The 23,522-nt window shown below is 61.9% G+C and carries 23 protein-coding genes; 14 read left to right on the forward strand and 9 right to left on the reverse strand.

The genetic code is table 11. The features are described 5' to 3' along the window. Positions 1–30 precede the first annotated feature (30 nt). From Q355_RS0113570 to Q355_RS0113585, 4 genes are read left to right on the forward strand one after another with little or no spacing between them, the layout of a single operon-like run. The gene (locus Q355_RS0113570; RefSeq protein ID WP_245597594.1) at positions 31–648 is read left to right on the forward strand and encodes a YIP1 family protein; all 618 of its coding nucleotides are present in this window, start codon (positions 31–33) and stop codon (positions 646–648) included. 46 nt (positions 649–694) lie between these two features. After that, positions 695–1,897, forward strand: a complete 1,203-nt coding sequence (locus Q355_RS0113575; RefSeq protein ID WP_027878271.1) for an efflux RND transporter periplasmic adaptor subunit — start codon at positions 695–697, stop codon at positions 1,895–1,897. A 42-nt stretch (positions 1,898–1,939) separates the two neighbouring features. After that, entirely contained in the window at positions 1,940–2,656 is a 717-nt protein-coding gene (locus Q355_RS0113580) for an ABC transporter ATP-binding protein (protein WP_036259646.1), read from the forward strand. After that, positions 2,653–3,906: an ABC transporter permease gene (locus Q355_RS0113585; protein WP_027878273.1), complete on the forward strand. Its 1,254-nt coding sequence runs from the start codon at positions 2,653–2,655 to the stop codon at positions 3,904–3,906. Before Q355_RS0113580 ends, Q355_RS0113585 begins: the two co-directional genes overlap by 4 nt. Positions 3,907–3,947: 41 nt before the next feature. Here Q355_RS0113585 and Q355_RS0113590 read toward each other — a convergent pair whose 3' ends face one another. Next, positions 3,948–4,406, reverse strand: a complete 459-nt coding sequence (locus Q355_RS0113590; RefSeq protein WP_036259649.1) for a hypothetical protein — start codon at positions 4,404–4,406, stop codon at positions 3,948–3,950. A 97-nt stretch (positions 4,407–4,503) separates the two neighbouring features. Between Q355_RS0113590 and Q355_RS0113595 the strand changes: the two genes are divergently transcribed. Continuing rightward, entirely contained in the window at positions 4,504–5,535 is a 1,032-nt protein-coding gene (locus Q355_RS0113595) for a pectin acetylesterase-family hydrolase (RefSeq protein WP_027878275.1), read from the forward strand. Between the two features lie 83 nt (positions 5,536–5,618). On the opposite strand, the gene Q355_RS0113600 is transcribed toward Q355_RS0113595, so the two are convergent. Both Q355_RS0113600 and galE read right to left on the reverse strand, forming a co-directional pair. Continuing rightward, positions 5,619–6,434: a hypothetical protein gene (locus tag Q355_RS0113600; RefSeq protein ID WP_027878276.1), complete on the reverse strand. Its 816-nt coding sequence runs from the start codon at positions 6,432–6,434 to the stop codon at positions 5,619–5,621. Positions 6,435–6,550: 116 nt separating this feature from the next. Next, positions 6,551–7,555 (reverse strand): UDP-glucose 4-epimerase GalE, encoded by a 1,005-nt coding sequence (gene galE / locus Q355_RS0113605; protein ID WP_027878277.1) that lies wholly within the window; start codon positions 7,553–7,555, stop codon positions 6,551–6,553. 39 nt (positions 7,556–7,594) lie between these two features. On the opposite strand from galE, the gene Q355_RS0113610 reads away from it, so the two are divergent. Together Q355_RS0113610 and Q355_RS0113615 are read left to right on the forward strand one after the other, a co-directional pair. Next, entirely contained in the window at positions 7,595–8,842 is a 1,248-nt protein-coding gene (locus tag Q355_RS0113610) for a CaiB/BaiF CoA transferase family protein (protein WP_027878278.1), read from the forward strand. Between the two features lie 80 nt (positions 8,843–8,922). After that, on the forward strand, positions 8,923–11,277 hold the full coding sequence (locus Q355_RS0113615; protein ID WP_027878279.1) for a penicillin acylase family protein: 2,355 nt from the start codon (positions 8,923–8,925) through the stop codon (positions 11,275–11,277). 8 nt (positions 11,278–11,285) lie between these two features. On the opposite strand, the gene Q355_RS0113620 is transcribed toward Q355_RS0113615, so the two are convergent. From Q355_RS0113620 to Q355_RS0113630, 3 genes are read right to left on the reverse strand one after another with little or no spacing between them, the layout of a single operon-like run. Further along, the gene (locus Q355_RS0113620; RefSeq protein WP_245597595.1) at positions 11,286–11,825 is read right to left on the reverse strand and encodes a DUF6992 family protein; all 540 of its coding nucleotides are present in this window, start codon (positions 11,823–11,825) and stop codon (positions 11,286–11,288) included. Positions 11,826–11,866: 41 nt separating this feature from the next. Continuing rightward, the gene (locus Q355_RS0113625) at positions 11,867–13,294 is read right to left on the reverse strand and encodes an FAD-binding oxidoreductase (protein WP_027878281.1); all 1,428 of its coding nucleotides are present in this window, start codon (positions 13,292–13,294) and stop codon (positions 11,867–11,869) included. Positions 13,295–13,317: 23 nt separating this feature from the next. Beyond that, positions 13,318–13,815: a hypothetical protein gene (locus Q355_RS0113630; RefSeq protein WP_027878282.1), complete on the reverse strand. Its 498-nt coding sequence runs from the start codon at positions 13,813–13,815 to the stop codon at positions 13,318–13,320. Between the two features lie 130 nt (positions 13,816–13,945). Here Q355_RS0113630 and Q355_RS0113635 point away from each other — a divergent pair, with 130 nt between their 5' ends. Further along, positions 13,946–14,404, forward strand: a complete 459-nt coding sequence (locus tag Q355_RS0113635) for an EVE domain-containing protein (protein WP_027878283.1) — start codon at positions 13,946–13,948, stop codon at positions 14,402–14,404. On the opposite strand, the gene pilC is transcribed toward Q355_RS0113635, so the two are convergent. Then, positions 14,379–15,599 (reverse strand): type IV pilus assembly protein PilC, encoded by a 1,221-nt coding sequence (pilC, locus tag Q355_RS0113640; protein WP_027878284.1) that lies wholly within the window; start codon positions 15,597–15,599, stop codon positions 14,379–14,381. The genes Q355_RS0113635 and pilC overlap by 26 nt on opposite strands. A 91-nt stretch (positions 15,600–15,690) precedes the next feature. Between pilC and scpB the strand changes: the two genes are divergently transcribed. From scpB to Q355_RS0113655, 3 genes are all read left to right on the forward strand, one after another. Then, the gene (gene scpB, locus Q355_RS0113645) at positions 15,691–16,215 is read left to right on the forward strand and encodes an SMC-Scp complex subunit ScpB (protein WP_027878285.1); all 525 of its coding nucleotides are present in this window, start codon (positions 15,691–15,693) and stop codon (positions 16,213–16,215) included. A gap of 228 nt (positions 16,216–16,443) precedes the next feature. Then, positions 16,444–17,178 (forward strand): 2-phosphosulfolactate phosphatase, encoded by a 735-nt coding sequence (locus Q355_RS0113650; protein ID WP_027878286.1) that lies wholly within the window; start codon positions 16,444–16,446, stop codon positions 17,176–17,178. Between the two features lie 3 nt (positions 17,179–17,181). Next, positions 17,182–17,934 (forward strand): WecB/TagA/CpsF family glycosyltransferase, encoded by a 753-nt coding sequence (locus Q355_RS0113655; RefSeq protein WP_027878287.1) that lies wholly within the window; start codon positions 17,182–17,184, stop codon positions 17,932–17,934. 409 nt (positions 17,935–18,343) lie between these two features. Here Q355_RS0113655 and Q355_RS0113660 read toward each other — a convergent pair whose 3' ends face one another. Next, complete coding sequence (locus tag Q355_RS0113660) at positions 18,344–19,270, reverse strand: peptidylprolyl isomerase (protein WP_027878288.1); 927 nt, start codon at positions 19,268–19,270, stop codon at positions 18,344–18,346. Between the two features lie 198 nt (positions 19,271–19,468). Here Q355_RS0113660 and Q355_RS0113665 point away from each other — a divergent pair, with 198 nt between their 5' ends. Beyond that, positions 19,469–20,821 (forward strand): protoporphyrinogen/coproporphyrinogen oxidase, encoded by a 1,353-nt coding sequence (locus tag Q355_RS0113665; protein ID WP_281172037.1) that lies wholly within the window; start codon positions 19,469–19,471, stop codon positions 20,819–20,821. Between the two features lie 208 nt (positions 20,822–21,029). Here Q355_RS0113665 and Q355_RS0113670 read toward each other — a convergent pair whose 3' ends face one another. Then, on the reverse strand, positions 21,030–21,686 hold the full coding sequence (locus Q355_RS0113670) for an ABC transporter ATP-binding protein (RefSeq protein ID WP_245597596.1): 657 nt from the start codon (positions 21,684–21,686) through the stop codon (positions 21,030–21,032). Positions 21,687–21,704: 18 nt separating this feature from the next. Between Q355_RS0113670 and Q355_RS0113675 the strand changes: the two genes are divergently transcribed. Both Q355_RS0113675 and Q355_RS0113685 read left to right on the forward strand, forming a co-directional pair. Then, on the forward strand, positions 21,705–22,382 hold the full coding sequence (locus tag Q355_RS0113675) for a Crp/Fnr family transcriptional regulator (RefSeq protein WP_027878291.1): 678 nt from the start codon (positions 21,705–21,707) through the stop codon (positions 22,380–22,382). A 375-nt stretch (positions 22,383–22,757) separates the two neighbouring features. Beyond that, the gene (locus Q355_RS0113685) at positions 22,758–23,513 is read left to right on the forward strand and encodes a 2-phosphosulfolactate phosphatase (protein ID WP_027878293.1); all 756 of its coding nucleotides are present in this window, start codon (positions 22,758–22,760) and stop codon (positions 23,511–23,513) included. Positions 23,514–23,522: the final 9 nt, after the last annotated feature.

Raw genomic sequence — 23,522 nt, forward strand, 5'->3', positions numbered from 1 at the left:
CGAACCGGGCACACTGTAAAGAGGTGAGACATGATGCTGGATGTTTTGTTGCAACCCACAAACTTTTTTCGTGCGCTCTCAGAGCGAAAACCCAACCTGGTGGCTCCGTTTTTTATCGTGGTGGCCGCAGCCGTGGCGGCCTCGCTGGGGCAGGCTTTGCTAACCCGCCTGCTGCCCAGCCCCATACCGGGGGGTGTGGCGGTGCAGCTGGTGCTGGCCCTGGTGGGCGGGGTGGTTGGTGGCATGGTGGCCTGGGGGTTAGGGGGGCTGGTGGTTCGCCTTCTGGCCGGGCCGGACAGCCGGGCCTGGGAGGTGTATGGTTGGGCCAGTGTGCCGGGTTTGCTGGTGGGATTGGTGGCGATTCCCCTTGCGGCCTTGTTTCCTATTACCGGCGACCTGCCCCCTATACCCCCCCTTACCGATGTCGAGGCTTTTCAAGCCTGGCAGCGTGCGTATCGGCAGCTGATCTGGGAAGCCACCGGATTCAGGATTTTGCAGGGATTGGGCCTGCTGAGTGCGTTGTGGTCGTTCGGGATTATCTGGTCGGCGCTTAAGGTTCTGGCCCCGGCTAAAGCCCTGGTAACCACGCTGGTGATAGCGGCTGTTTCACTGGCTTTTATGGTCTGGGGCTTGCTGTCGCAGCGTTAGAGCGTGCCCAATCGGGCCAGGCTGTACCCAACTGGAGGCAATAGTAATGAAACGATGGTTTTGGGTTGTGTTGGTGGTGCTATCGCTGGGCTTGACTTTATTTGGCTTGCTGCGCCCAAGAACCGAGCAGGGCCTCTCGGTAAGTGTGGTGCGGGTTGAGCTGGGTGAGTTTGTGCGGGAAGTGCGGGCCAATGGCACCGTCGAGGCGCGGGTTTATACCCTGACCTTCCCCAGACCTGGCCGGGTGGCCGAGGTGCGGGTTCGGGAGGGTGAGTCGGTGGAGGCAGGGCAGGTGCTGGCGCTGCTCGAGACCACCAACGAACAGGCCCAGCTGCGCTCGCTGCAGCAAACCCTGGCCGCTTTACAGGCCCGGGCCCGGGCTGCCGAGGCGGACTACCAGTCCAACCGCACCCGCCTGCAAAACCAGTTGACCGAGGTGCGGCGCAACCTGCGCCTATCGCAGGAACTGCTGCGGGTGGGCGGGGTGGCCCTGGGTGAGGTTGAACGCTTGATGCGCCAGGAGAGCGACCTAATGGCCCAGCTGGCCAGCCTGGAGCAGGCCCGTGCCAGCACCCAGCGCGATCTGGAGGCCCAGCTTCAAGCCCGCCAGAGCGAGATGGCCTCGCTACAGCGCACCGTCGCCCAGGCAACCCTGCGTGCGCCGGTGGCCGGTACCGTGGCAGCGGTGGGCTACCTGGTCGGGGTCGAGACCACCGCTGGCGCGGCCTCGATTCGCCTGATAGAGGCCGGGAGCCTGCGGGTGCAGGCCCGCCTGGCCGAGGCCGATGTGCCCGCCGTGTGGCCCGGCCAGCCGGTTCGCCTCGAGCTCGATGCAGCGCCCGAGCAGCCTTTACAGGGCAGGGTGGACCGACTGGGGGTCCAGGCCGAGGTGGCCGGAAGCGGGGGGAGTGCGGTTTTACCAGTGTTTATACGCTTTGTGGATAAAGAGGCCGAGGCCATTGCCAGGCCGGGTTTGACCGTAACTGCCCGCATTACCACCCTGCGCCTGCCCAGGGCCCTCAAGATTCCCCTCGAGGCCCTGGTCGAAGAGCAGGGGCAGCGCTTTGTGTGGGTGGTGGATCCCCAGAGCCGAACGGTTCGCAAACAGCCCATCGTGCTCAAAGCCCGAAACCTGACCCAGGCCGCGGTGGAAGGGCTGGCCAACGACAGCATCCTGGTCTCGCTGCCGCCCGAAACCCTTAAGGAGGGCACCAGGGTCAGCTACCGCCTGCCCGAAGGGGGGCGCTGATGCCAGGTATCCCGAACCTGCGCTGTTGTTGGGGGGTTGTGCATGACTACTTCCCAGCGTGAAATTGTGCCGGTGGTAGAGATGCGTGGCGTGAGCAAGGTCTACTGCTCGGGCTCGAGGGCCCGCACGGTGGAGGTGCACGCGCTCGTGGGGGTCGACCTGACCATTTACCCAGGCGAGTATGTGGCCTTAATGGGGCCTTCGGGGTCGGGTAAGTCGACCCTGATGCACATCATCGGCCTGCTCGATACCCCTACCGAGGGCGAGTACCGCCTGGGAGGGGAGCCGGTGCGGGGCTTAAGCGAGGCCCAGCTGGCCCGTATCCGCAACCAGCGGGTGGGGTTCGTGTTTCAGGCCTTTTTCTTGCTACCGCGCCTGACCGCGTTGAACAACGTGGCTCTGCCCCTGGTCTACCGGGGTTTGTCCTCTGCCGAACGCCTGAAGCGTGCAAAGGAGGCGCTCGAGTCGGTGGGCCTGGGCGATCGGCTCGACCACCTGCCCTCCGAGCTTTCGGGTGGGCAGAAGCAGCGGGTAGCCATCGCAAGGGCCCTGGTGCAGGAGCCCGATTTGTTGCTGGCCGACGAGCCAACCGGCAACCTCGACTCCAGATCTTCCCACGAGATTATGGAACTTTTTGAGGCCCTGCACCGCCAGGGTAAGACCATCGTGATGGTTACGCACGAGCCGGATGTTGGGGCCAGGGCCCAGCGCATCGTGCGCCTGCGCGATGGCCGGGTGGCCGATGGAGGGATGGCATGAACCCGCTCAAACAGGCCTCCACCCCCGCTTCACCGGGCATGAACCCGCTCGAGAACTTCCGCATGGCCTTCGAGTCGCTGTGGGGCAATAAGCTGCGCAGCTTTCTGGCCTTGCTGGGAATTGTGATCGGGGTATTTGCCGTCACGGCCATGATTTCGCTGGGTCAGATGGCTACCGCGGGCATTACCCAGGACCTCGAGGCGGTGGCGGGCCGCTCTATTTTCGTGCAGCCCAACTTCAACGAGGGTCAGGACTTTAGCACCGCGCCCATCCGCGAAGAAGACCTGCAAGCCCTGCAAGCCCTGCCAGTAACGGTGATTCCCCAGCTTTTTTCCAGCCTTCAGTACGAGAGTAAACCCGGGCAGCGCCGCTCTATCCAGCTTCAGGGCACCCCAGGGGATCTGCCCAGGCTTGATCCAACCAGCAAGATAGCCAGGGGGCGCTACTTTAGCGAGGCCGAGGCCCGGGGCGGCCTGGCGGTAGCGGTGCTCTCAGACCGGGCCGCCAAAGACCTTTTCCCAGGCCGCGAAGCCGTGGGCCAGGTGGCCCGCCTGTACTACCCAGGTGGGGCGCGCCTCGACCTGACGGTGGTAGGGGTTTTGGAGCCCCCCAGCGGGATTTTTGGTGGTTTCGGCTCCGCCGCAACCGTCTATGCGCCCATCCAGCTCATCTGGAACACTTCTCCCACGGCCCGCCGAGGAGAGTACGCCTTTGTGATTCTGTCCCTCAAGAAAGGGGCCGATGCTAAGCAGGTGACAGACCAGGTGCGGCGCATCTTTGAATCCCGTTATGGCAAGGGCCGCTACCAGATTCAGTCCACCGAGAGCTTTCAGGGCACCTTGCAGTCCGTTACCCTCATCCTGCAAGCGCTGCTGGGGGCCATTGCCGGGTTGTCGCTGCTGGTGGGCGGAATTGGCATCATGAACATCATGCTGGTCTCGGTGACCGAACGCACCCGCGAGATAGGCCTGCGTAAAGCCCTGGGTGCAACCTCGAGCCAGATTCGCCAGCAATTCTTGATTGAAGCAGTGGTGCTAACCCTGGTGGGTGGCGTCTTGGGGGTGATTCTGGCCGCAGGACTATTGTTCCTGATCACCGCTACGGTTCCCTTCTTCAAGGTGTACATCCTGAGTCCTACTACGGTGGGTCTGGCCCTGACGGTAAGCGCGCTGGTGGGGCTATTTTTTGGAGTCTGGCCTGCCGCCAGGGCTGCCGCGCTCGACCCCATTGAGGCCCTACGCTACGAATAAAACCGAGGGCCTCTGGGCCCTCGGCAGGCTGTGGCGTGGGCTTAGCGGAAGTACAGGCGAGGCCCAAACTCGACGCCTAAAACAAAGTTGCTGCCACCGCTAGCAAAAACCAGAGCGGGCTGAAGTTCAACAAAAAAATTGAAGTCGCGGGTAGCGGGAAGTTCCAGGCCAGCCGCACCGTTGATGGCAAAGGTCGTAGTTCCAGCAGCCACCAGGCCCACACCACCGCCAAAATAGAAATCCAAACTGCTACTCCGGATAAAAGAGAGCACTCCGGCACCAATTTCAAATACCGTGCCGCCACCCCCGGTTTGCAGGCCGAAGCCACCCCGCAGGGCCAGTGGCCCAAGCGCGTTTTCTGCGCCCATACGGGCAGAGACATTCAGGCCAAAGCCCGGAACCAGGCTCATGTTGCCGGTGGCCACCTCACCAAACAGCCGCCCCTGGGCAAAAGCCCCACTCAAGACTGCAACCAGCACGAACAAAAGGAGTTTTTTCATAAAAAACCTCCACAGGCAGTATAGCAAAGCCATGCTGCCCAGATTTTGTGCATTAAAGCCCAGGTTTACGGTAAGCTGACAGCACCAAGGAGGACATATGCAGCGTTGGCTTGCGGTGTTGGTTGCGCTTATCGGATTTGTGCTGGCACAGGCTTCGACCCAGACTCCTGCGGGTTGGCAGGAAATTCGCCCTGGAGGAGCGGCGGTTTGTTCGGATGGCTCGCCCTGGCGTTTTTATGTGGCCCAGGGAGCTGCCGACAAAGTTATCATCAACTTTCAGGGGGGCGGGGCTTGCTGGGATGCCGCTACCTGCAACCCCCAGTCGCGCCTCTATACCACCCGCCTGCAAATCCAGGACTTACAGGCCGGTCAGGGGGTCTTCAACCGCAACAACCCCGAGAACCCCTTCCGCGACTGGACCCACGTCTTTGTGCCCTACTGCACGGCCGACCTGCACTGGGGCAACAACACCGCTCGCTACGGCAACCTGACCATACAGCACAAGGGCGCGGTCAACGCCCGGCAAGCGGTGCTGTGGGTCTTCAACAACATTCCCAATCCGCAGAACGTGATGGTCACGGGCTGTAGTGCCGGGGGCTATGGCTCCATCATGTGGGCACCCTACTTCATGCGCCGTTATCCCAATGCCAATGTGGTGCAGTTGGGGGATGCGGCCGTGGGAGTTGCGCCAGAATCGTTTTTCCCGATTGCCTCGGCGGCCTGGGGCATCCAGGGGGCTTTGCCGGGCTGGATTGGCAGCTTAGACCCCACCAAGCTGGGTTCCAACGACCTCTACAAAGCCTTTGCCCAGGCCTACCCCAACCGTAGCTTTGCCCAGTACAGCACCCTGCTGGATGAGGTACAGATTTTCTTCTACAGCCTGATTCTGGGCCAGCCGCGCCCCACCCCGGAAATTGCTCAGCAATGGGTGCAGGGCGCGCTGGCGAACCTCGCTTCGATCAAACAATCGGCCCCAAACTTCTATAGCTACCTGGCCCCCGGCGCCCAACACTGCATCATCGGGCGGCCCGAGTTCTATACCACCAAGGTGGGGGACGTGAGCTTTGCCGACTGGGTGCGGAAGCTGGTAACCGACGGCAAACCAGGGGATGTGGCCCCGCCCCGGTAAGTGGGGAGGCCAAAAGACTAGGGCCGAAAGCCACCGTGCCAAATACTGGTTAGGCTTTTTGCAACCTGCCGCTGATTGGCCGCTCAGGGTCTGTCTCCTAGCTCTGCCCACCTTAGCTTCCCCTTGATTTCCTCGGAATCGAGCGATTTTTGGGGGGCAAAGTTGGTGAACCAGTCGCGCAGGTCGGGCTCGAGGCCCACCAGCAGCTTATGCACGGTGGCTTTTTTGAGCGGAGCGGCCTCGAGCAGGCCCCGTAGCAAGGCGTCCCCCTTTTTCTCTACCAGCCGGGCGGCCTCGGTGGTGAACTGGCCCTGAAACCAGAGCTGGTCGGAGAGCCCCTTGGGCCTGGTCTCGTAGGTGCCCAGACTGGGTTCGCTGGGGGTCAGGTGGGCCAGCAGAAGGCCCCACTGCTTGGCCTTGGGGTATAACTCCGGCAGGGACTGGTGCAGCGCCAGCAGGTAGAGGTAGTTGGCTAGAAACTCATCCACCCACTTGGTGCGGGTTCGCAGCTTCCAGGCCACCGCTACGGCGTGGGCGTACTCGTGCCCCAGGTTGAGGTCAAGAAACTCGCCTGGCTGGCCGGGCGGCTTTCCAGCTTTTTTGATGGCCGGAACCAGGGTCTCGCGCAGCCGCCATAAGAAGCGTTCGGGGTAGCGGGCTGGTAAGAACAAATAAAGACCTTCTCTCAGGCTGGTGCGCTGGAATGGAAAGCCATAGGGGTGCTTGACCCTGGCTTTCCAGTCGGCTTCGTTCAGCACCAGCAGATGTACGGGGGGTATTTCAGCATAGCGGATGAGGCCCGCCCGCAAGCTCAGTAAGTAGTCCTGCATGGCCCTGGCCCGCAGCACTGCGCCCTCGGATGCCTGCACCGGAATGTGGGGATGGGGCAGCGAATGCACGTCCTGATTGTACGCACTGCACCGAAGGGTGGTGCGGCTTTATCGCACTCTTTACAGGCGTTGCTTCCTGTGTGAAGAGCACACTATTTGCCCACCCCTGTCTGGAGATGACTGTACTACTCATACCCCAGGACTTCCTTGCGCTTCTTGCCCCAGGCCAGGGCACTGGCGATGCCTTCGTCAATCGAGTGTTCGGCCTTCCAGCCCAAGAGTTCTAGGGCACGGTCGGCGTTGGCGTAGGCCCCGGCCACATCGCCCGGACGGGGTGGGGCTTCGCGTTTGGGGATGGGCCGCCCGTACACCCGCTCGAAGGCAGCGACCAGTTCCTTGACGGTGACGCCGTGGCCCGTGCCCAGGTTGATCACCACGTAAGTGTTGCCGGTCTTTTGCAGGACGGTGTCGAACTGCTCCACCGCCTTGACGTGGGCCATAGCCAGGTCCCAGACGTGGATATAGTCGCGGATACCCGAGCCATCGCGGGTGGGCCAGTCCACGCCGGTGATGGTGAACTCGGGCAGCTTGCCCAGAGCCACGTCCACCATCTTGCCCAGCACGTGGCTGGGCTCGCGCACGTGGATGCCACTGCGTAGCTTGGGGTCGGCCCCGATGGGGTTGAAGTAGCGCAGGGCAATACCGCGCAGCCGGGTGGCTTTGGACAGGTCTTGCAGCACCATCTCCATCATGTATTTGGTGCGGGCGTAGGGGGAGCTGGGTTTGAGGGGCGAGTCTTCGGTTACCTTGAACCCCGGCACGGCATCGTAGATGGAGGCCGAGGAGCTAAACACCACCCGGGGGTAGCCGAGCTCTTCCAGGTTCTTGAACAGCTCGAGGCTCTTGCAGACGTTCTCACGGTAGTAGAGGTAGGGCTGCTCCACCGACTCCGGCACCACGATGAGGGCCGCACAGTGGATGGTGCTGTGGATCTCGGGGTGCTCCTGAAAGATGCGCTGTAGCAGAGCCCGGTCGGCGATGTCGCCCTGGTAGAAAATCTTGCCCTCGGTAAAGGCCCTTGGCCCGGTAACCAGGGAGTCGAGCAGTACCGGCACATGCCCGGTGTCGAGAAGTGCGTTGGCGATGGTGCTGCCGATATAGCCTGCTCCGCCTGTAATCAGAATCTTCATGCTGCCGATTCTACCTGCAAAGGCCTTAGTATCTGGAACATGGGCGCACTGGATGGCCTCAAAGTTCTTGACCTTTCACGTATTCTGGCCGGCCCTTTCTGTACCCAGATGCTGGCCGACCTGGGGGCCGAGGTCTGGAAGATCGAGCCCCCCAGAGGCGACGACACCCGTAGCTGGGGCCCTCCGTTTGTCAGCGCAAAAGCCTCCGGAGAGCAAGGCTGGGAGGTTGCTACAGCAGGGGAGAGTGCCTACTACCTCTCCTGCAACCGGGGCAAAAAAAGCCTGGTGATCAACCTGAAAGACCCCAGGGGCCAGCAGATTGTGCAAGAGCTGGCCCGGCAGGCCGACGTGCTGGTGGAGAACTACAAAACCGGCGATCTGGCCCGCTATGGCCTGGACTACGCCCGCCTGTCTCAGCTCAACCCCGGCCTCATCTACCTCTCCATCACCGGCTACGGCCACACCGGCCCCCGCGCCCAGGAACCGGGCTACGACGTGGCGGTGCAGGGCTTGTGCGGCATCATGTCCGTTACAGGTGAGCCGGAAGGCCCCCCCATGCGGGTTCCGGTGGCCTGGATCGATCTGATGACCGGGATGAATGGGGCCATTGCGGTGCTGGCGGCCCTGCAGGAGCGCTCACGCAGCGGACTGGGGCAACACCTCGACCTGGCGCTTTTCGATGTGGGCCTGGCGGCCATGGTCAACCTGGCCCAGAGCTACCTGTTGACCGGTCAACTGCCCGAGCGGCTGGGCAACGCCCACCCCCAGATTGTCCCCTATGGGGCGTTTGAAGCAGCCGATGGCTGGTTCATGCTGACCATCGGCAACGACGAGCAGTACCGGCGGGTCTGCGAGGCCATCGGGCACCCAGAACTCTGGGAGGACGCACGTTTTCAGAGCAACGCCGGCCGGGTCACCCACCGCGCTGAGCTAGTGCCCCGGCTCGAGGCCATCCTGCGTACCCGTCCCCGCCAGGAGTGGCTCGAGCGCTTCAGCAAAGCTGGTGTGCCCGTAACGTCGGTCAACAATCTGGCCGAGGCCCTGGCCGAACCCCAGGCCCAGGCCCGCGGCCTGCGCCAGCAGGTGCCGCACCCGTGGCTAGGGACGATTCCGCTGCTAGGTTCCCCGCTGAGCCATTTTTCGCGCACCCCGGCGCAGATTCAGGCCCATCCACCGCTGCTGGGCGAGCATACCCAGGAGGTGCTACAGACTGTGCTGGGCCTGCTGCCAGCGCAGATCGCCGAGCTGGAAGCGGCCGGGGTAGTCAAAACCTGGCAGCAGCCCTGAGCGCCTGTCCAAACACCCTTCAAGCAGGCCGCCGCGACCCATATACTGAGGCTGCTTTAGCGTACTCTGGAGGGCTGACGATGCGCGGACGTCTTTTGTTATTGCTGGGTTTGTCGTTGCTGGTCTCTTGCGTGCCGGTCAACCAGGTACAGCAGGTGCAGGGGCTTTCGGGGCCGGTGAGCATCACCTTCGACCGCTGGGGGGTTCCGCACATCCGGGCTTTAGCCAGCGATATGGACGTATTCTTTGCCCAGGGCTATGTGCACGCCCGCGATCGGCTGTTCCAGATGGAGCTGGGCCGCCGGGCCGCGCAGGGCCGGTTGTCGGAAATTCTGGGTAGTGGAGCTGTTGAGCAAGACCGCTTCTTCCGTACCTGGGGTTTCTACCGGGCCGCCCAGGCCTCACTTCCCAACCACACCGAGTTCACCCGCCGGGCCCTCGAGGCCTACGCCGCGGGGGTCAACCAGTTCATCCGCGAGGGCAACCTACCCTTTGCCTTTGCCCTGCTGGGCTTTACTCCCGAGCCCTGGACGCCCGCCGACACGGTAGCCTGGGGCAAGCTGCAGTCCTACGACCTGGGGCAGGTCTGGCAGGACGAGATTGACAACACCTTTATCCTGAACAGGGTGGGTCTGGAAGGCTTCAACGACCTGCGGGGCGATTATCCCCAGGGCTGGCCGACGGTTATACAACCCGAAGACTGGCGCAGCAGCCACAAGCAGGATGTCCACATCCAAGCAGCCCTGCTCTCACCCTCTACCCAGGCGCTGATGCAGCAGGTGGTTCGCTTCTCGGAGGAGCTTAGCTACGCGCCGCGAAACCTCGAGCAGGGTTCAAACAACTGGGTACTGAGCGGTTTGCGCACCACCACCGGCAAGCCCATGCTGGCCAACGACCCCCACCTGCGCCTGCAAAACCCGGCCCTTTGGTACATCGCCGACCTGCAGGGCCCCAGTTACCACGCCATTGGGGCTACCATTCCGGGGGTGCCGGGGGTGTTTCTGGGGCGCAACGACCGGGTGGCCTGGGGGGCCACCAACGTGCGACCCGACGTGATGGATTTGTTTGTGCTGGACCTGGAAGGGCAGTCCTACCACACCCCCGGCGGTTTGGCGCCGCTGCGGATCCGGCAGGAAGTCATCCGGGTGCGGGGGGGTGATGCCATCACCCTAACCGTGCGGGAGAGCGAACATGGCCCGGTAATTTCCGATCTGGGGCGGGCTTTTTTGCGGCCAGGCCTAACTGCCGGGGCGGCCATTGCCAGTGAAAACCAGGCCGTGGCGGTGCGTTGGACCGGGCTTGACCCACAGGACACCACCCTGGACGCCTACCTGGGCATGAACCGCGCTCAGAACGCCGAGGAGTTCCGCCAGGCCCTCAGGCGCTACGTGGCCCCCATGCAGAACTTTGTGTATGCCGATGTGGACGGTAACATCGGCTATTTTGCGCCGGGCTGGATTCCTATACGTGACTGGGATGGGCGTTTCCCGGCCAGCGCCAGCAAGGGGCAGCAGTGGAAAGGATATCTGGCTTTCGAGCGCTTGCCCCAGGTGGCCAACCCCCGCGAGAGGTTTGTCTCGAGCGCCAACAACCGGGTGTTGCCGCACGGGGGGCCAGATATCTCTAGCTACACCACCGAGGTCTTCCGCGCCCAGCGCATCCGCGAGCTGATTTTGGCCACGCCCAAGGCCAGCCTCGAGGACATGGCCCGCTGGCAGGGCGACACCTACTCCATCATCGCCCGGGAGATGTTGCCCGGTCTGCTGGCCCTGCAACCCCAGAGCGAGGCGGCCCGGCGTCTGCAAAACGCGGTGGGCGGGTGGGATTTGCGGGCCGAGCTGGACTCGGTGGGGGCCACGGCTTTTGCCTTCTACTACCGAGAGATCTCCCGCATGTTGGAAGATGAGCTCGAGCTGCGCTACCCCCCGGTGCCCTACACCTTCGTCAAGACCCTGCGGGAGGATGGCCGCTGGTGCAAAAATGCCAGCGCAGGTATCCAGAACTGCGCCCAGTTCATGGCCCAGGCCCTGGAAAAGGCTGGAGCCGAGCTCGAGCGCCGCTTAGGCCCCGACCCCTCCGGTTGGCAGTGGGGTAGACTGCATCAGGCCAGCCTGACCTCGACACTGGCCTCCACACCCCTCATCGGCGGTATGTTCAACCGCACCCTCCCCACCCCTGGCTCGATGCACACCGTCAATGTGGCCAACTACAACCAGGACACCTTCCTGCACACCTCGGGGGCCAGCCTGCGTACCCTCTTCGACCTGGCCGACCTCGACAAGAGCCGGGTCATCTACCCCATGGGCCAGTCCGCCGACCTGTTCAGCCCCCACTTCGACGACCTGCTCTGGCTCTGGCGCGACAGGCAGTACATCCCCCTCAGCACCCGCCCCGCCGACTGGGGGCGCACCTGGACGCTCGAGCTCAGGCCATAACGACCGCGCTAGGGCTGCTCGAGGGCCAAGGCGTTGAAAAGATCGAAGAGCAACAGCCAGCTTCCCTGCAGCACGATGGCCCAGCCCGCCCCCTGGCTGCGGGCGTCGGGTTGCAGGGCCAGCAAGACCCCGCCTGCGATGTAGAGCACATCCAGGCCGGCGTTGATGTAGAGCAGGTCGCGCAGCCCATTCTTGTCGGGTTCCGGCCCCAGCAAACCCACCAGGGCGATACCCGAGTTGACCGCAGCCCAGACCGAGTTGGTAAGCCAGAAGGATCGCTGCCACGGGTCGTCGCTATAGAGCCCAAGGGTGGAGCCCGCTATGGTCCAGGGCACGCTCCAGGCCAGCAACCGGGCGGAGATGGCCAGACCCCGGTAGCCCTCCGGGGCCGGGCCAAAGAGCAGCCGATCCCAAGGGGGGCGCTCGAGTGGGAGGCCCGGCGGCTGGGTCTGTTCAAACGCGAGCGAAGGCTCCGGCGCATAAGCCATCCCCAGCGAGAACGGACTTTGTGCCTGGGCCAGTCCTAGAAAGACCAGGCCAGCGAGCATAGCCGACCGGATGCACCTACCCATACGCTCAGCTTCACCGTTCAGTGCGTGGGCGAATTGACCTCAGGCAACACTTTGCCTGGATTCAAGCGATTGTGCGGGTCGAAGGCGGCCTTGACGCGCCTTAAAGCCTCCAGCGTCTCGGGGTCTACGGCTTCGCTCATGAAGTCGCGCTTCATGAGGCCGATGCCGTGCTCGCCCGACAATACCCCCCCGTGCTGCAGGGCCACCCGGGCAATCTCGTGCAGAAGCTCCCAGACCTTTTCTTCCGCGTCCACCCTGGGGTCGTAGAGCACGTTGGGGTGCAGGTTGCCATCGCCAATGTGGCCGAACTGCACCACCTGCAGGCCATACTGCCGGCCCAGGGCCTCGATGGCCCGCACCACAGCGGGGAGGCTCGAGCGCGGTACAGCGATGTCCTCGTTCATGCGCTTGGGCTTGATGGCGCCAATCGCGGGCGAGACCGAGCGCCGGGCCTTCCAGAGCGCCTCGCTCTCGAGGGCACTCTGGGCCACCCGCACGCTGGCCCCGTGCTTCCGGCAGGCCTCGGCCACCCAGTTCAGTTCCTCCTCCACCACCAGCGGGTCGTCGCCATCGGTGTCCACCAGCAGGATGGCGGCGGCCTGGCGGGGCAGGCCCAGCCGTAGATAGTCCTCTACCGCGTTGATGCAGCCGTTGTCCACGAACTCGAGTTTGCTCGGCACCGCACCGGCGGCAATGGCCTCCGAGACGGCCTCGGCGGCCTGCCCCACCTCCTCAAAAATAGCCATCAGGGTGCGGGTGTAGCGGGGGATGGGCTCGAGGCGCAACCGGGCCTCGGTAATTAGCCCCAGGGTACCCTCGGAACCCACCAACAACCCCACCAGGTCGTAGGCCTCGCGCCCCAGGCGGTGCACCTCGCCGGCAAAATCTACGAACTCGAGCTCCACCACGTAGTCGCCGGTCACGCCCTTTTTGAAGCACATGGGCCCCCCGGCGTTTTCGGCCAGGTTGCCCCCGATGGTGCTGGTGCGCAAGGAAGCCGGGTCGGGGGGATACCAGAGGCCGTGGGGCCGGGCCAACTCGCTGATCTGCTGGGTAACCACCCCTGGCTGGGCCGTGGCGATACGGGCCTGGGGGTCAATCTGCAGGCCGGTCATGCGGGTAAAGGAAATAACCAGCGATTCCTGTATGGGAACGGCCCCACCCGACAGGCCGCTGGCGGCCCCACGCGCCACGATGGAGAGCCCCACCCGGTTGGCAAAGCGCACCACCTCCACCACATCGGTGGTGCAGGTCGGCAGCACCACCAGCAGAGGGGTTACGCCCATGGCGATGCCGTCGTAGGAGTAGTTGCGCCGCTGGGCCAGCTCTAGCAAAACCTTTTCCCTGCCCAGCCGGGCTTGCAGCTCTTGAGCCGTCTGGGCTGGCTTGGTGTAGGAGGGGCGGGGTGAGGGCTTGAGGGGCTTTTTGCCAAGGTTGAGGGTCACGCTTACAGCTTATCAGGGACAGTTCAAGGGCAGTTGTCAATCACCGGAATGCCGGGGAAAACCAGCCGGGCCGAGCTGCCGTTGGTGGCAAAGACGGTGAGCTCGAGGCGGGTGGCGCCAATCTGGCGGGGCTGGGGCACCGGAGTTACCACGATGCCCTGCGGCGATACGCTCAAGGGGGCCGTACCCTGACTCAGAACCCAGTTCACCGTGATGCGGTTGTTTAAGTTGGAATAGCCGCCGGTGTCCTTGCTCATGCTTAGGGTATGGGTGGTCTGGCCGGTGGTCTCGCCCACCAGACGCGAGTCCCAGCGGGCCATGCGGGCAAAGTCGTTGTAGCGGAAGCTGTAGGTGAGGGTGGTGAGTTTGTTGTCGCAAATGTACGAGCGTCCACTAGCGTCGCGGAAGTTGCTCTCGTAGCGCAGATCGGAGATGAGCAGAGCGTCGGAGGGGTTGGTGCCGATGGGAATGCAGCCTGCCAAAGCCAAAGCCAGTAAAGGGTTTATAAACCATCGCTTCATGGCTACAGGATGGCTCGAGCTAACTCCGGTGGGATAAGCGCTGCCTAAACCGGCGTTTAGATTAGCGGTCTGATACGAACTCATAAAATCTGATGCTGACTACAAAATCCAGATATAAACTGTCCGTGTTATGAATTACTGGCTGCTCAAGTCGGAACCCGATGTGTTCGGTATAGACGACCTCAAAAAGCAGAAAACTACCATCTGGGACGGGGTTCGCAACTACCAGGCGCGCAATTTTCTAAAGGCCATGCAGGTGGGCGACCTGGCTTTTTTCTATCACTCCAGCACCGAGCCGCCCGGCATCGTGGGGCTATGCAAGATAATCGAAACCAACCTCGCCGACCCCAGCCAGTTCGACCCCAAGTCGCCTTATTTCGACCCCGGCAGCACGGTTGACAATCCGCGCTGGTGGACGGTGCGGGTGGGTTTTGTGGAGAAGTTCAAGCGGATGCTCACCCTCGAGCTTTTGCGGCAAAACTTTAGCCCCGATGAGCTTATCTTGCTTCGTCGGGGCAATCGGCTGTCGGTGATGCCGGTTGCTACAGACGTTGCCGAGCGGATTATTGCGTTGAAAGCGTCCCGATAATCTTGAACAGCGGCAGGAACATCCCGGCTACAATCACACCCACAATAAAGCCCAGGAAGATGATCATCAGCGGCTCGATGGCAGCAGTCAGGGCGCTGACGGCTTCGTCTACCTCGCGTTCGTAGAAGTCGGCAATCTTTTGCAGCATGGTATCCAGGGCGCCCGTCTCTTCACCGATGGCAATCATCGAGCTCACCATGGGGGGGAAAACCTGCGGGTGGGCCTGGATGGTGGTGTAGACGGGCTCGCCAGCCTGGATGGCAATTTTGGTCTGCTCGAGGATGTCCTCCACGATGGCGTTGCCGGCGGTGCCTTTGGTGATGTCGAGGGCCTCGACGATATTGACGCCGCTCGAGATCAGCAGGCCGAAAGTGCGCGAAAAGCGGGCCAGCGCGCTTTTCTTCATCAGGTTGCCAAATACTGGGAGCTTGAGTTTGATCTGGTCGATCTGGTGCCGGCCTTTATCGGTTCGGTAGTAGGCCCGATACGCAAAAAACAGCGCCACCACAATCAATACGATGAAAATGGTGCCCTGGCGCAAAAAGTCGGAGATCCCCATCAGGGCACGGGTCAGGAGTGGCAGCTCGGAGCCCAGCCCGGTCAGGATTTGGGCAAACTGCGGCACGATGCCGGTAAGGAGGAAGTAAGTCACGCCCACCGCAAACACAAACACAATGGCCGGATAGGTCAGGGCCGAGCGAATTTTGCCGATTAGGGCCAGCTCGTTTTCCAAGAAGGTAGCCAGCCGATCCAGAATGGCATCCAGCGTACCCGAGGTCTCGCCGGCCCGCACCAGGTTGATGTAGAGGCGGCTAAAAAGCTTATGCTTACTTAAAGCCTCGCTGAAGTTGGCCCCCCCCTCGACCTCGGTGCGAATTTCTTTGAGAATAGCCTGGAATTTTTTCTTCTCGGTCTGTTTTTCCAGAATCGCCAGGGCCTGTACAATCGGCAGACCGGCGTTGAGCATGGTGGCAAGCTGGCGGCTGAAGATGGCTAGGTCTTTGAGGCCGGGCTGGGGCTCCAAACCCGGAAGCTTAATCTCGGCCTGCAAGCCTTTGCCGGGCTCCTTGATTTCGGCGATGAACAGGCCTTTTTCGCGCAAGTTGCGGGCTGCCGTGCGCATGTCGTCTGCTTCGATGACAGCATTAATCAAGCGACCCTGGCGGTCTCTGGCCTTGTATTGATAGGTTGGCATACTCACCCTAGTATAGCCTTTGCAGGGCCAGGGGTAGGTGAAATAACCACATTGAGCGTATACGACCTGGAGGAGAAGGGGAGGGGGTGTTATGGATCTACAGAATCTTAAAGCCCAGGTTCTGGCAGTGTTGTTTGCAGCAGGGAGGCCACTGTCCCTGAAAGAGCTGAGCCCGCTGGGTAGCGAAGAGGCCCTCACCCGGGCGGTGGTGGCCCTCGAGCGCGACCTGGCCGACGGCTGCCTGGGGGTACAGCTCGAGCGGGTAGCGGGCGGCTGGCGGCTGGTAGTGCATCCCCTGCACCTTACGGCGGTCGAGCAGGTATTGCGCCCTACCCCGCCGCGCATTTCCAAAGCAGCCCTGGAGGTGCTTGCACTGATCGCTTATCAGCAGCCGCTTACTCGAGCCGAACTGGAAGCTTTACGCGGCAAGAGCGTGGAGGGGGTGCTCGAGGGGCTGGTAGAGCGCCAGCTGGTTCGGATTGTGGGCGAGAAGGACGCTGTGGGGCGGCCTAAGCTGTACGGCACCACCGAGCGGTTTTTAGAAATGTTTGGGCTGGAAAGCCTGGCCGACCTGCCCCCGCTGGGGGAGGGCCCGGTGCTGCTTTTGCGCAGCTAGAGCGCTCTTGATAACAGCATTGCTTTGTCCTGCACAGCACAGTTGCCACCCGGAAGGGAGGCAACGTCTGTACGATAAAGCGGTTTCCACCAAGAGCACAGCGAGCTTATTTCCGCCCCCAGTACCCGCCCTGGGCGGCGCCATAATGCGACGGGCCTGCGTGACGGCGGCCCTTCTATATAATGCCCCAGGAAGGGTGCGCGATGCACTAAGGGAGGCTATTACGCTGTGACGCTTCGGGTAGATTTAGTTCCCAAACCCCCATATCCCCAGCCGGTACTGGTAGTGGACGTGTTTTATGGCAGCGCGGTGGGTGTTTTACTGGCTGCCGGAGCCCAGGAGGTCTGGGTTGCCAAGAGCGTGCGGGCTGCTTTAGTACTGGCTGAGGGCGGTGCGCTGCTTCTGGGCGAACAGGAGGGTCTTCCGCTGGAGGGGTTTCATGGCGGAATCTCGTTGCAGAATTTGCCGGGGCTTCGGGTCGAGGGAAAATCCTGTGTTCTGCTGGCCCCGCCACTGGCCGAGTCGTTGGAGCAGGTGCCGCCGCAGAGCGCCCTGGCTTATTTTCGCAACGCCAGAGCGGCGGTGGCTTACGTCGCTGAGCAGCACATAGACACCGTGGTTGCCGCAACCCAGGCCCGGCTCGAGCCCAGCCTGGCCAATACCGTTGTGGCAGGTTTTATAGCCAAGCGCCTGTACCAATCCCTGGGAAAGGAAGGTGCGCTACAGGAAGGCGCCCGGCTGGCTACTGCCCTGCTCAAATCCTTCCCAGACCCGCAAGAGGCGCTGGTGCAGTCCGACCTGGGTAAACAACTTTACCGTGCAGGCCGTAGTGAAGAACTGGCCCTGGCTAGTTTGGTTAGCGTAGAAGAGGTAGTCCCCAGGCTAAGGCAAGTACGGCTGCTGGAGGCAAAGCAGTACGGCCTGACCAAAGATCGCTTTGGTTTTTGTTTTCAAGCGAGGTAGGGCGTGCGCCGCGTAGAAGTTCTGGGTACCCCAGTTGACCTGGTAGACCTCGAGCAAACCCTAAACTGGATCGAAAGCAAAATATCTCATCCTGAGCCCCACTGCGCCCAGATCATCACCACCAACCCCGAGGCCGTGGTGCGCGCTCAAAGCGAGCCTGCCCTCAAGCAAGCCCTTCAGGAGTGCGAGCTGATTACGGCCGATGGGGTTGGGATTGTCTGGGCGGTGAGGCTCCTTACGGGGCACCGCCTCACCGACCGGGTGCCGGGTTCGGAGATCCTGCCCGCGGCCTTTGCGCGCTTTGGGCCCCGCTTGCGTGTCTACTTTTTAGGAGCTGCCCCTGGGGTAGCCTTGCGCGCAGCGCAGAACGCTAAAGCCCGCTGGGGAATCCAGATTTGTGGGGTTCAAGATGGCTTTTTCACCGATGAAGAGGCCGTAGTGGAGGCCATCCGGCAGGCCCAGCCCGACTTGCTGGTGGTGGGAATGGGCGAACGACAGGACACCTTTATTCATCGTAACAAGGCCCGGCTGGGGGCCAGGGTGGCCATTGGCGTGGGCGGCATGATTGACGTACTGGCCGGAGAGGTTAAACGGGCTCCTGCCTGGGCACAACGGCTCAAGATTGAATGGCTGGTGCGCATAGCGCTAGACCGCCGACGCTGGGGCCGGTTTCCCCGGCTGCTGCATTTCGTGCGCCTGGTTTTAGGGGAAAAGCTTTGGCCTCAATCGGTGGGCAGCAGGGGTAGAGGTGAATAAAGCCTGGCACTACCCCATAAGTTGCGCCAGGGTAGATTGACAAAACCCGCGGAATGATATGAACCCCGCCTGAATCGCTCCGTTAGGGAGAGGTTAGGGCACCATCTTTTTTCAGGCTGTTTCTACCCGCGCTTCAGGCGGGGGCCCCAGAAAAAGACCAAATCAAAGACATTTCTTATGAGTCTATGGACATCGGCCAGGCAGCCATGCTGCGGGCGGAGGCAGATCGAGCCCGCAGATCTCCAGCGCATACGAACCCAAACGCGCAGCTCAAACCCGGCGGGATCTCCCCGCTGCTTCAGGTAGGAGCCCCAGCAAAAGAACCAACCCCGGACATTTCTTTTCTGCGGGGCTGGTCGTAGCCAGGGCATCGCCTACCAGTACCCAGTACAGCAGTTGTGCATTGGTGCTACAGGTTCTCGGGGAACAGCCGGATGGGGGTGCGGTTTACGATGTTGTCCAGCACCTTCTGCAAGGCGGTATCCCGGATGGCTTGCTCCAGTCCACCCCTGACCTGTTCAAAAGACTGGAAACTGGCGGCCTCGACGCGGTTTAGCAAGATGATGTGATAGCCAAACTCGGTTTTGACTGGGGTCTTGGAGCTTTCTCCGGGTTTTAACGCGGTCAGGGCTAGCTCGAAGGGGGCTATATAGGTGCCTCTGGGTTCGCAGCCGAGGTTGCCGCCTTCGTCTTTGCTGCCGGGATCTTGTGAAAGCTCTTTGGCTAGGTCGGTAAACTTTTCACCCTTGCCCAGCCGGGCAATTACCTGATTGGCTTCTTGGGCCGTGCCAACCAGAATGTGTGAGGAGCAGTACCGCACTGGCACAACAAACTGCTGCTTGGAGACCAGGTAGAGCATCCGCAGCGCAGGTTCGCTGACCTGCAACCGCTGGAGCAGATGCTCGAGGTAGGCGTTATAAGTCAGAGCTTCGTAGACCAGCTCGTAGTAGGCCTCGATACCAGGAATACCGGCCTCGTTTAGGGCCTGGATAAACTCTTCCTCGTTCTCGAAGTCGGCTTTTACCTCCTCGATGGCTGCGTCTATATCCGTTTTTTGGGCGGCAAAGCCCGCTGTTTCAGCCGCAAGAACGATGGCCCGGTCACGGGCCATCCGATCCAGGAAGCGGGGCTTAAACTCGGCCAGTGCTGCTTCTGCTTCCGGGCTGTAGGTCTGGCCGCGCTGCCGCAAAAAATCGCGCACAAACAAACGGAACTGCAGGTCAAACTGGCTTTTGGTAATGGAGGAGCTGGCCACAGTGGCTACGACTGGGTTGGGCTGGGCCATAGCCAGCGAGCCTAGTGTCAAAAACAGCAACAGTACATGTTTCAGCTTCATCTACACACCTCTAGGGCAGCATATTCTCAACCCGCCATATGGCTTGCGATGGTTGCAGAACTGCTTGTGGGGTTATGCTAACACGTTCTGGGCTCCACCGTGTTTACAGCGAGCAAAACCGCCCTGCCCAGGATCGGGCTGCACAGGATAGAATCGGCAGGTGTGCAAGAGTTTTGATGTTTCGAGCAGTTTGGGTGTTTGGCTGGGTTTCAGACCCTACGGTCTGGGGTGCGGGGCCAGCGCATGAGTAAAGCAGTCATCATCGGTGGGGGGCTTTCGGGATTAACCGCGGCCTACTGGGCCAGCCAAGCCGGGCTCGAGGTCAGCCTGCTCGAGGCCACCCACAACCTGGGCGGCCACAACCAGACGGTGAAGCTGGAAGGCTGGGCGCTTGAGCTGGGCGACGGGTATTTCGACGAGCAGCCCAGCACCCTGTTCACACTATGCACCGAGCTGGGCCTAAAGCCACAGCCACTTCCCAGCCTAAAACGGGTGGTTCGCTCCAGGGGACAGGACTGGGTTCTGCCCCCCGGTCTGAACCCGGCTACCGGCTATGGCCTGCATCGGCTGGTGGAGCTGCCCTTTGGCCGCCGGGTCAAATGGCGGCTTGGCACCGAACGCCTGGCGCCCCCCGCATTGGTTAAAGATGAGCCACTGGGTGCTTTTTTTCGCCGGAGGTTGGGCCCGGAGGTGTGGGAGGTGCTGGAGCCATACCTGGGTGTGCTGCTGGGCGGCCCGGCAGAGGAGGCTTCGACGCCCGAAGCTTTTGCTGCCCTGCTGCAGCTCGAGCGCCAGGGGGGTCTGATGGTGGGTAGCCGCCGGCTCAAGTCGGAGGGCCGCTGGCACCTGGCTGCTGGAATGGGCAGTCTGATCCAGGCCCTGGCCAACCACCTGCAAAAAGCCCGGATTCTTACCGGCCAGGAGGCCCTGGCCGTTTCCCGCGATGCAGGCCGCTGGCAGGTGCATCTGCGGGGAGGCAGCCTCGAGGCGGATGCAGTTGTGGTCGCGCTCCCGGCCCCTCGAGCAGCCCAGGTTTTCCGTCCGACAGCCCCGCAAATGACCACCCTGCTCAACCAGTTCCCCTACCAGCACAGCGCCAGGGCGTATCTGCTCTACCGACACCCCCAACCGGACATCGAGCCAGCCGAATACTACTGGGCCCAGGCGGAGGGTTATGCGGGCTGGGCCCTGCGGCAAACCCAGCTCAACCCGGAGCTGAGCCTGGCCCGCGTGCAGTTCGTTGGAGATGTGGCCCGTTCTACCGATGCCGAGCTTTCTCGCCTGGCCCAGCTCGACACCAGCCGCCACCTGCAAACCCCAATACGCCCCCTGGCCGCCTGGGTTTTCCGCCAGCCGCGCTCGAGGCCCCAGTTCACCCAGGGCCATACCCGCCGGGTCGAAGCCCTCGAGCGGGCCCTGGTGCATGCGCCCGGCCTCTTCCTTACCGGGGGCTACCTGGCTGGCCCTGGTCTGGCCCACCAGATCCAACACAGCCATAAGACCGTTCAGCACATGCTTAACTTCCTGGCCCTCTCGGCCCCCCAGGAGTAATACCGGATTCAAAAAGATAATCTTCAAACAAAAAGCGCTAAGAGGCTATCTTTTTGAATCCTAGAGCACTCCCTTTGGTCGGGTTAGTTCGTCACCGTTCGGTGACGAACTAACCGAATCTGGTATAAAAAGCCGTAGGGGCTGGGGGACAACCTGCTTTACCAATCTACCGCCGCATGTCTGTCCGACCTTTCCAGGGCAGGCCTGTTCAGCCCAGCCGTATTTCCGGGAGGCCTTGTACCAGGTGTTCGTCGTGGGTGGCAATGATAACGGCGGTGCCCAGGTCTTTGGCTAAGTTGAGCATGAGTTCCCAAACCTTCTCGGCATTGCGCCGATCCAGGCTGCCGGTAGGCTCGTCGGCCAGGAGCAGCCTGGGCCGGTTGTAGAGGGCCCGGGCCACCGCGATTCGCTGCCGTTCGCCGCCGGAGAGGGCTTTGGGGCGCAGCTTGGCTCGGTTTGGCAGCCCAATCCGCTGCAACAACTCCTGGCCCCAGGCTGTATCTACCTCGCCTGCCAGGTATCCGGGAACCAGGATGTTCTCCAGCGCCGTGAGCTCGGCTTGCAGGTAGTGATGCTGAAAAACCAGGCCAGTGAAGCGCAGCCTGCGCTGGGCCAGCTCCTCTTCTTGTGCGCGAATGCTCTGCCCCTGCCACCTGATCTCACCTTGCTGGAGGTTCAGCAAGCCAGCCAGCAGGTGTAAAAGGGTGGTTTTGCCACTGCCCGAGGGGCCCAGAATTACCCGAACCTCGCCCTTATGCAGCGAGAAGCTGAGGTTCTGGAATAGCTTGACTTCGTCGTAGGAAAAGCTCAGGTCGGTGACTTCCAGCACCGGCGTGTTGTCTGCTATTGGCAAAGCGTTACGCACCCTTGTAGAGTGTACCTGATGTTGGCTGACACACAGGTACTTGCCAAGACCCCCCTATTTCAAGGGGTACCTCCTCAGGCGCTCGAGGTAGCCCGGGAGGCCTTTGTTACCCGCAACTACCCAGCGGGTAAACTGATATTTGAAGCAGGAGATATGGGGGCCGCGCTCTATATTGTGCAAAGCGGCCAGGTTCGTATCTTCCGAACCTACCTGGATGGCCGTGAGCGGATGTTTGCTTACCTGGGTCCTGGGGAAGTGTTTGGGGAGATGAGCCTGCTGGATGACCAGCCCCGCAGCGCCTCGGCGGAAACCACCCTGGACTCGGTGCTCCTGGTCTTATACCAGGATGCCTACTGGAGCCTGGTGCGCAAATGGCCGGAGATCTTGCACAACCTGGCGACCATCCTGGCAAGGCGTTTGCGTGAGGCCGACCTCGAGCTCGAGGTGCTTTCCTTTGAGGAGGCCCGGGGCAGGGTGGCCTACGCCCTGACCAAGCTGCGCAAGCAGCGGTATGGCGATGGGCTCAAGATGAAGCTGACCCACCAGGAACTGGCCCAGCTCTCCGGGACCAGCCGCGAGACAGTAACTCGAGTGCTGCACACCTTGCGGGAAGAAGAGCTGGTGAAGGTGGGCTCGGGCTATGTGGAAATTCTCGACCCAGCAGGGCTAGAAGAAGTTTTGTTCGGATTGCGCTAAGCCAGCCTCGGGCGGGATAGCCACGCATCGGGCAGCCTGCTGCAGCAAAAATACTGGCCCTGCTTCGACCCGCTCGTTGGTGCGGTCAAGGTTATCTATCGCTGTGGGGACGGGGTTTCCTCTGAGGGCTCTTTACACAGCCGTGGGGTTATCCATTATGATTCCCTTCGTCCTCATCTATGTCTCAGCTTGCGCCCCCCCTTTTTGCCAACCAGCTCGCCGGTGCGCTGGTGGTTTTTGCTGCCTGGGCGACCGACGCCGGCAAAAAGCAGCCACCTCACAGCCTTTTGACCGCTGGACATGGTGAGGTTTTAGACCCCCTGCATCAAGCCGACCCAGGGCTGTGGGGAGAGACCTTCTTTTGAGGCGAGAGATATGCGCTTACGGGCTGATCTAGTTCCCCAGGACAACCTGAGCTACCCCGATGTGGTGCTGGTAGTAGACGTGATTCGGGCCACAACCACCGCGACGGCCTATTTAGAGGCGGGGGCCAGCGCTTTGTACTTCACCTCCAGCCTGGAAAGCGCCCGGGCCTTCCGCGACACCGATGTGATACTGGCCGGTGAGGAAGGGGGACTCAAACCCGCAGGTTTTGACTACGGCAACTCGCCGAGGGAAGCGCTGGAGGCGCCGGTGGGCGGAAAAATTGTGGTGATGTGCACTACCAACGGCACCCGTACCGCACACCTGGCCTCCCGTAGCGCCAAACACGTGCTGCTGGCCTCGCTCTATAACGCCCACGCCGCAGCCCGTTTGGCGCACCAGCTTGCTACCGAGGAAGTTGCTATTTTGTGTGCGGGCAAAGAAGGGCGGATTGGGCTGGACGATGTGTATACCGCAGGTGTGCTGGCTGAGTTTTTGCAGATTATGGGTTCTTATGAACTCGAGGATGGGGCGCTTACAGCCCTTACCACGCGCCGGGCCTACCCCGATCCACTCGAGCCCCTCCACCTGTCCGGTGCTGCCCAGGCCCTGCGCCAGGTGGGACTCGAGGCCGATGTGCCTTTCTGTGCCCAGATTGCAGCCTCGCCTGCGGTGGCGATGCTTGAAGGGCGGGTGGGGGAGGCCCTTATTTTCACACGAGCCCAGCGCCCGACCAACAGCAGCTCGAGCCAGGTTCCGGCCCTATAGTGGAGGCCT

Source organism: Meiothermus cerbereus DSM 11376 (genome assembly GCF_000620065.1).
Classification (GTDB): Bacteria; Deinococcota; Deinococci; order Deinococcales; family Thermaceae; genus Meiothermus; species Meiothermus cerbereus.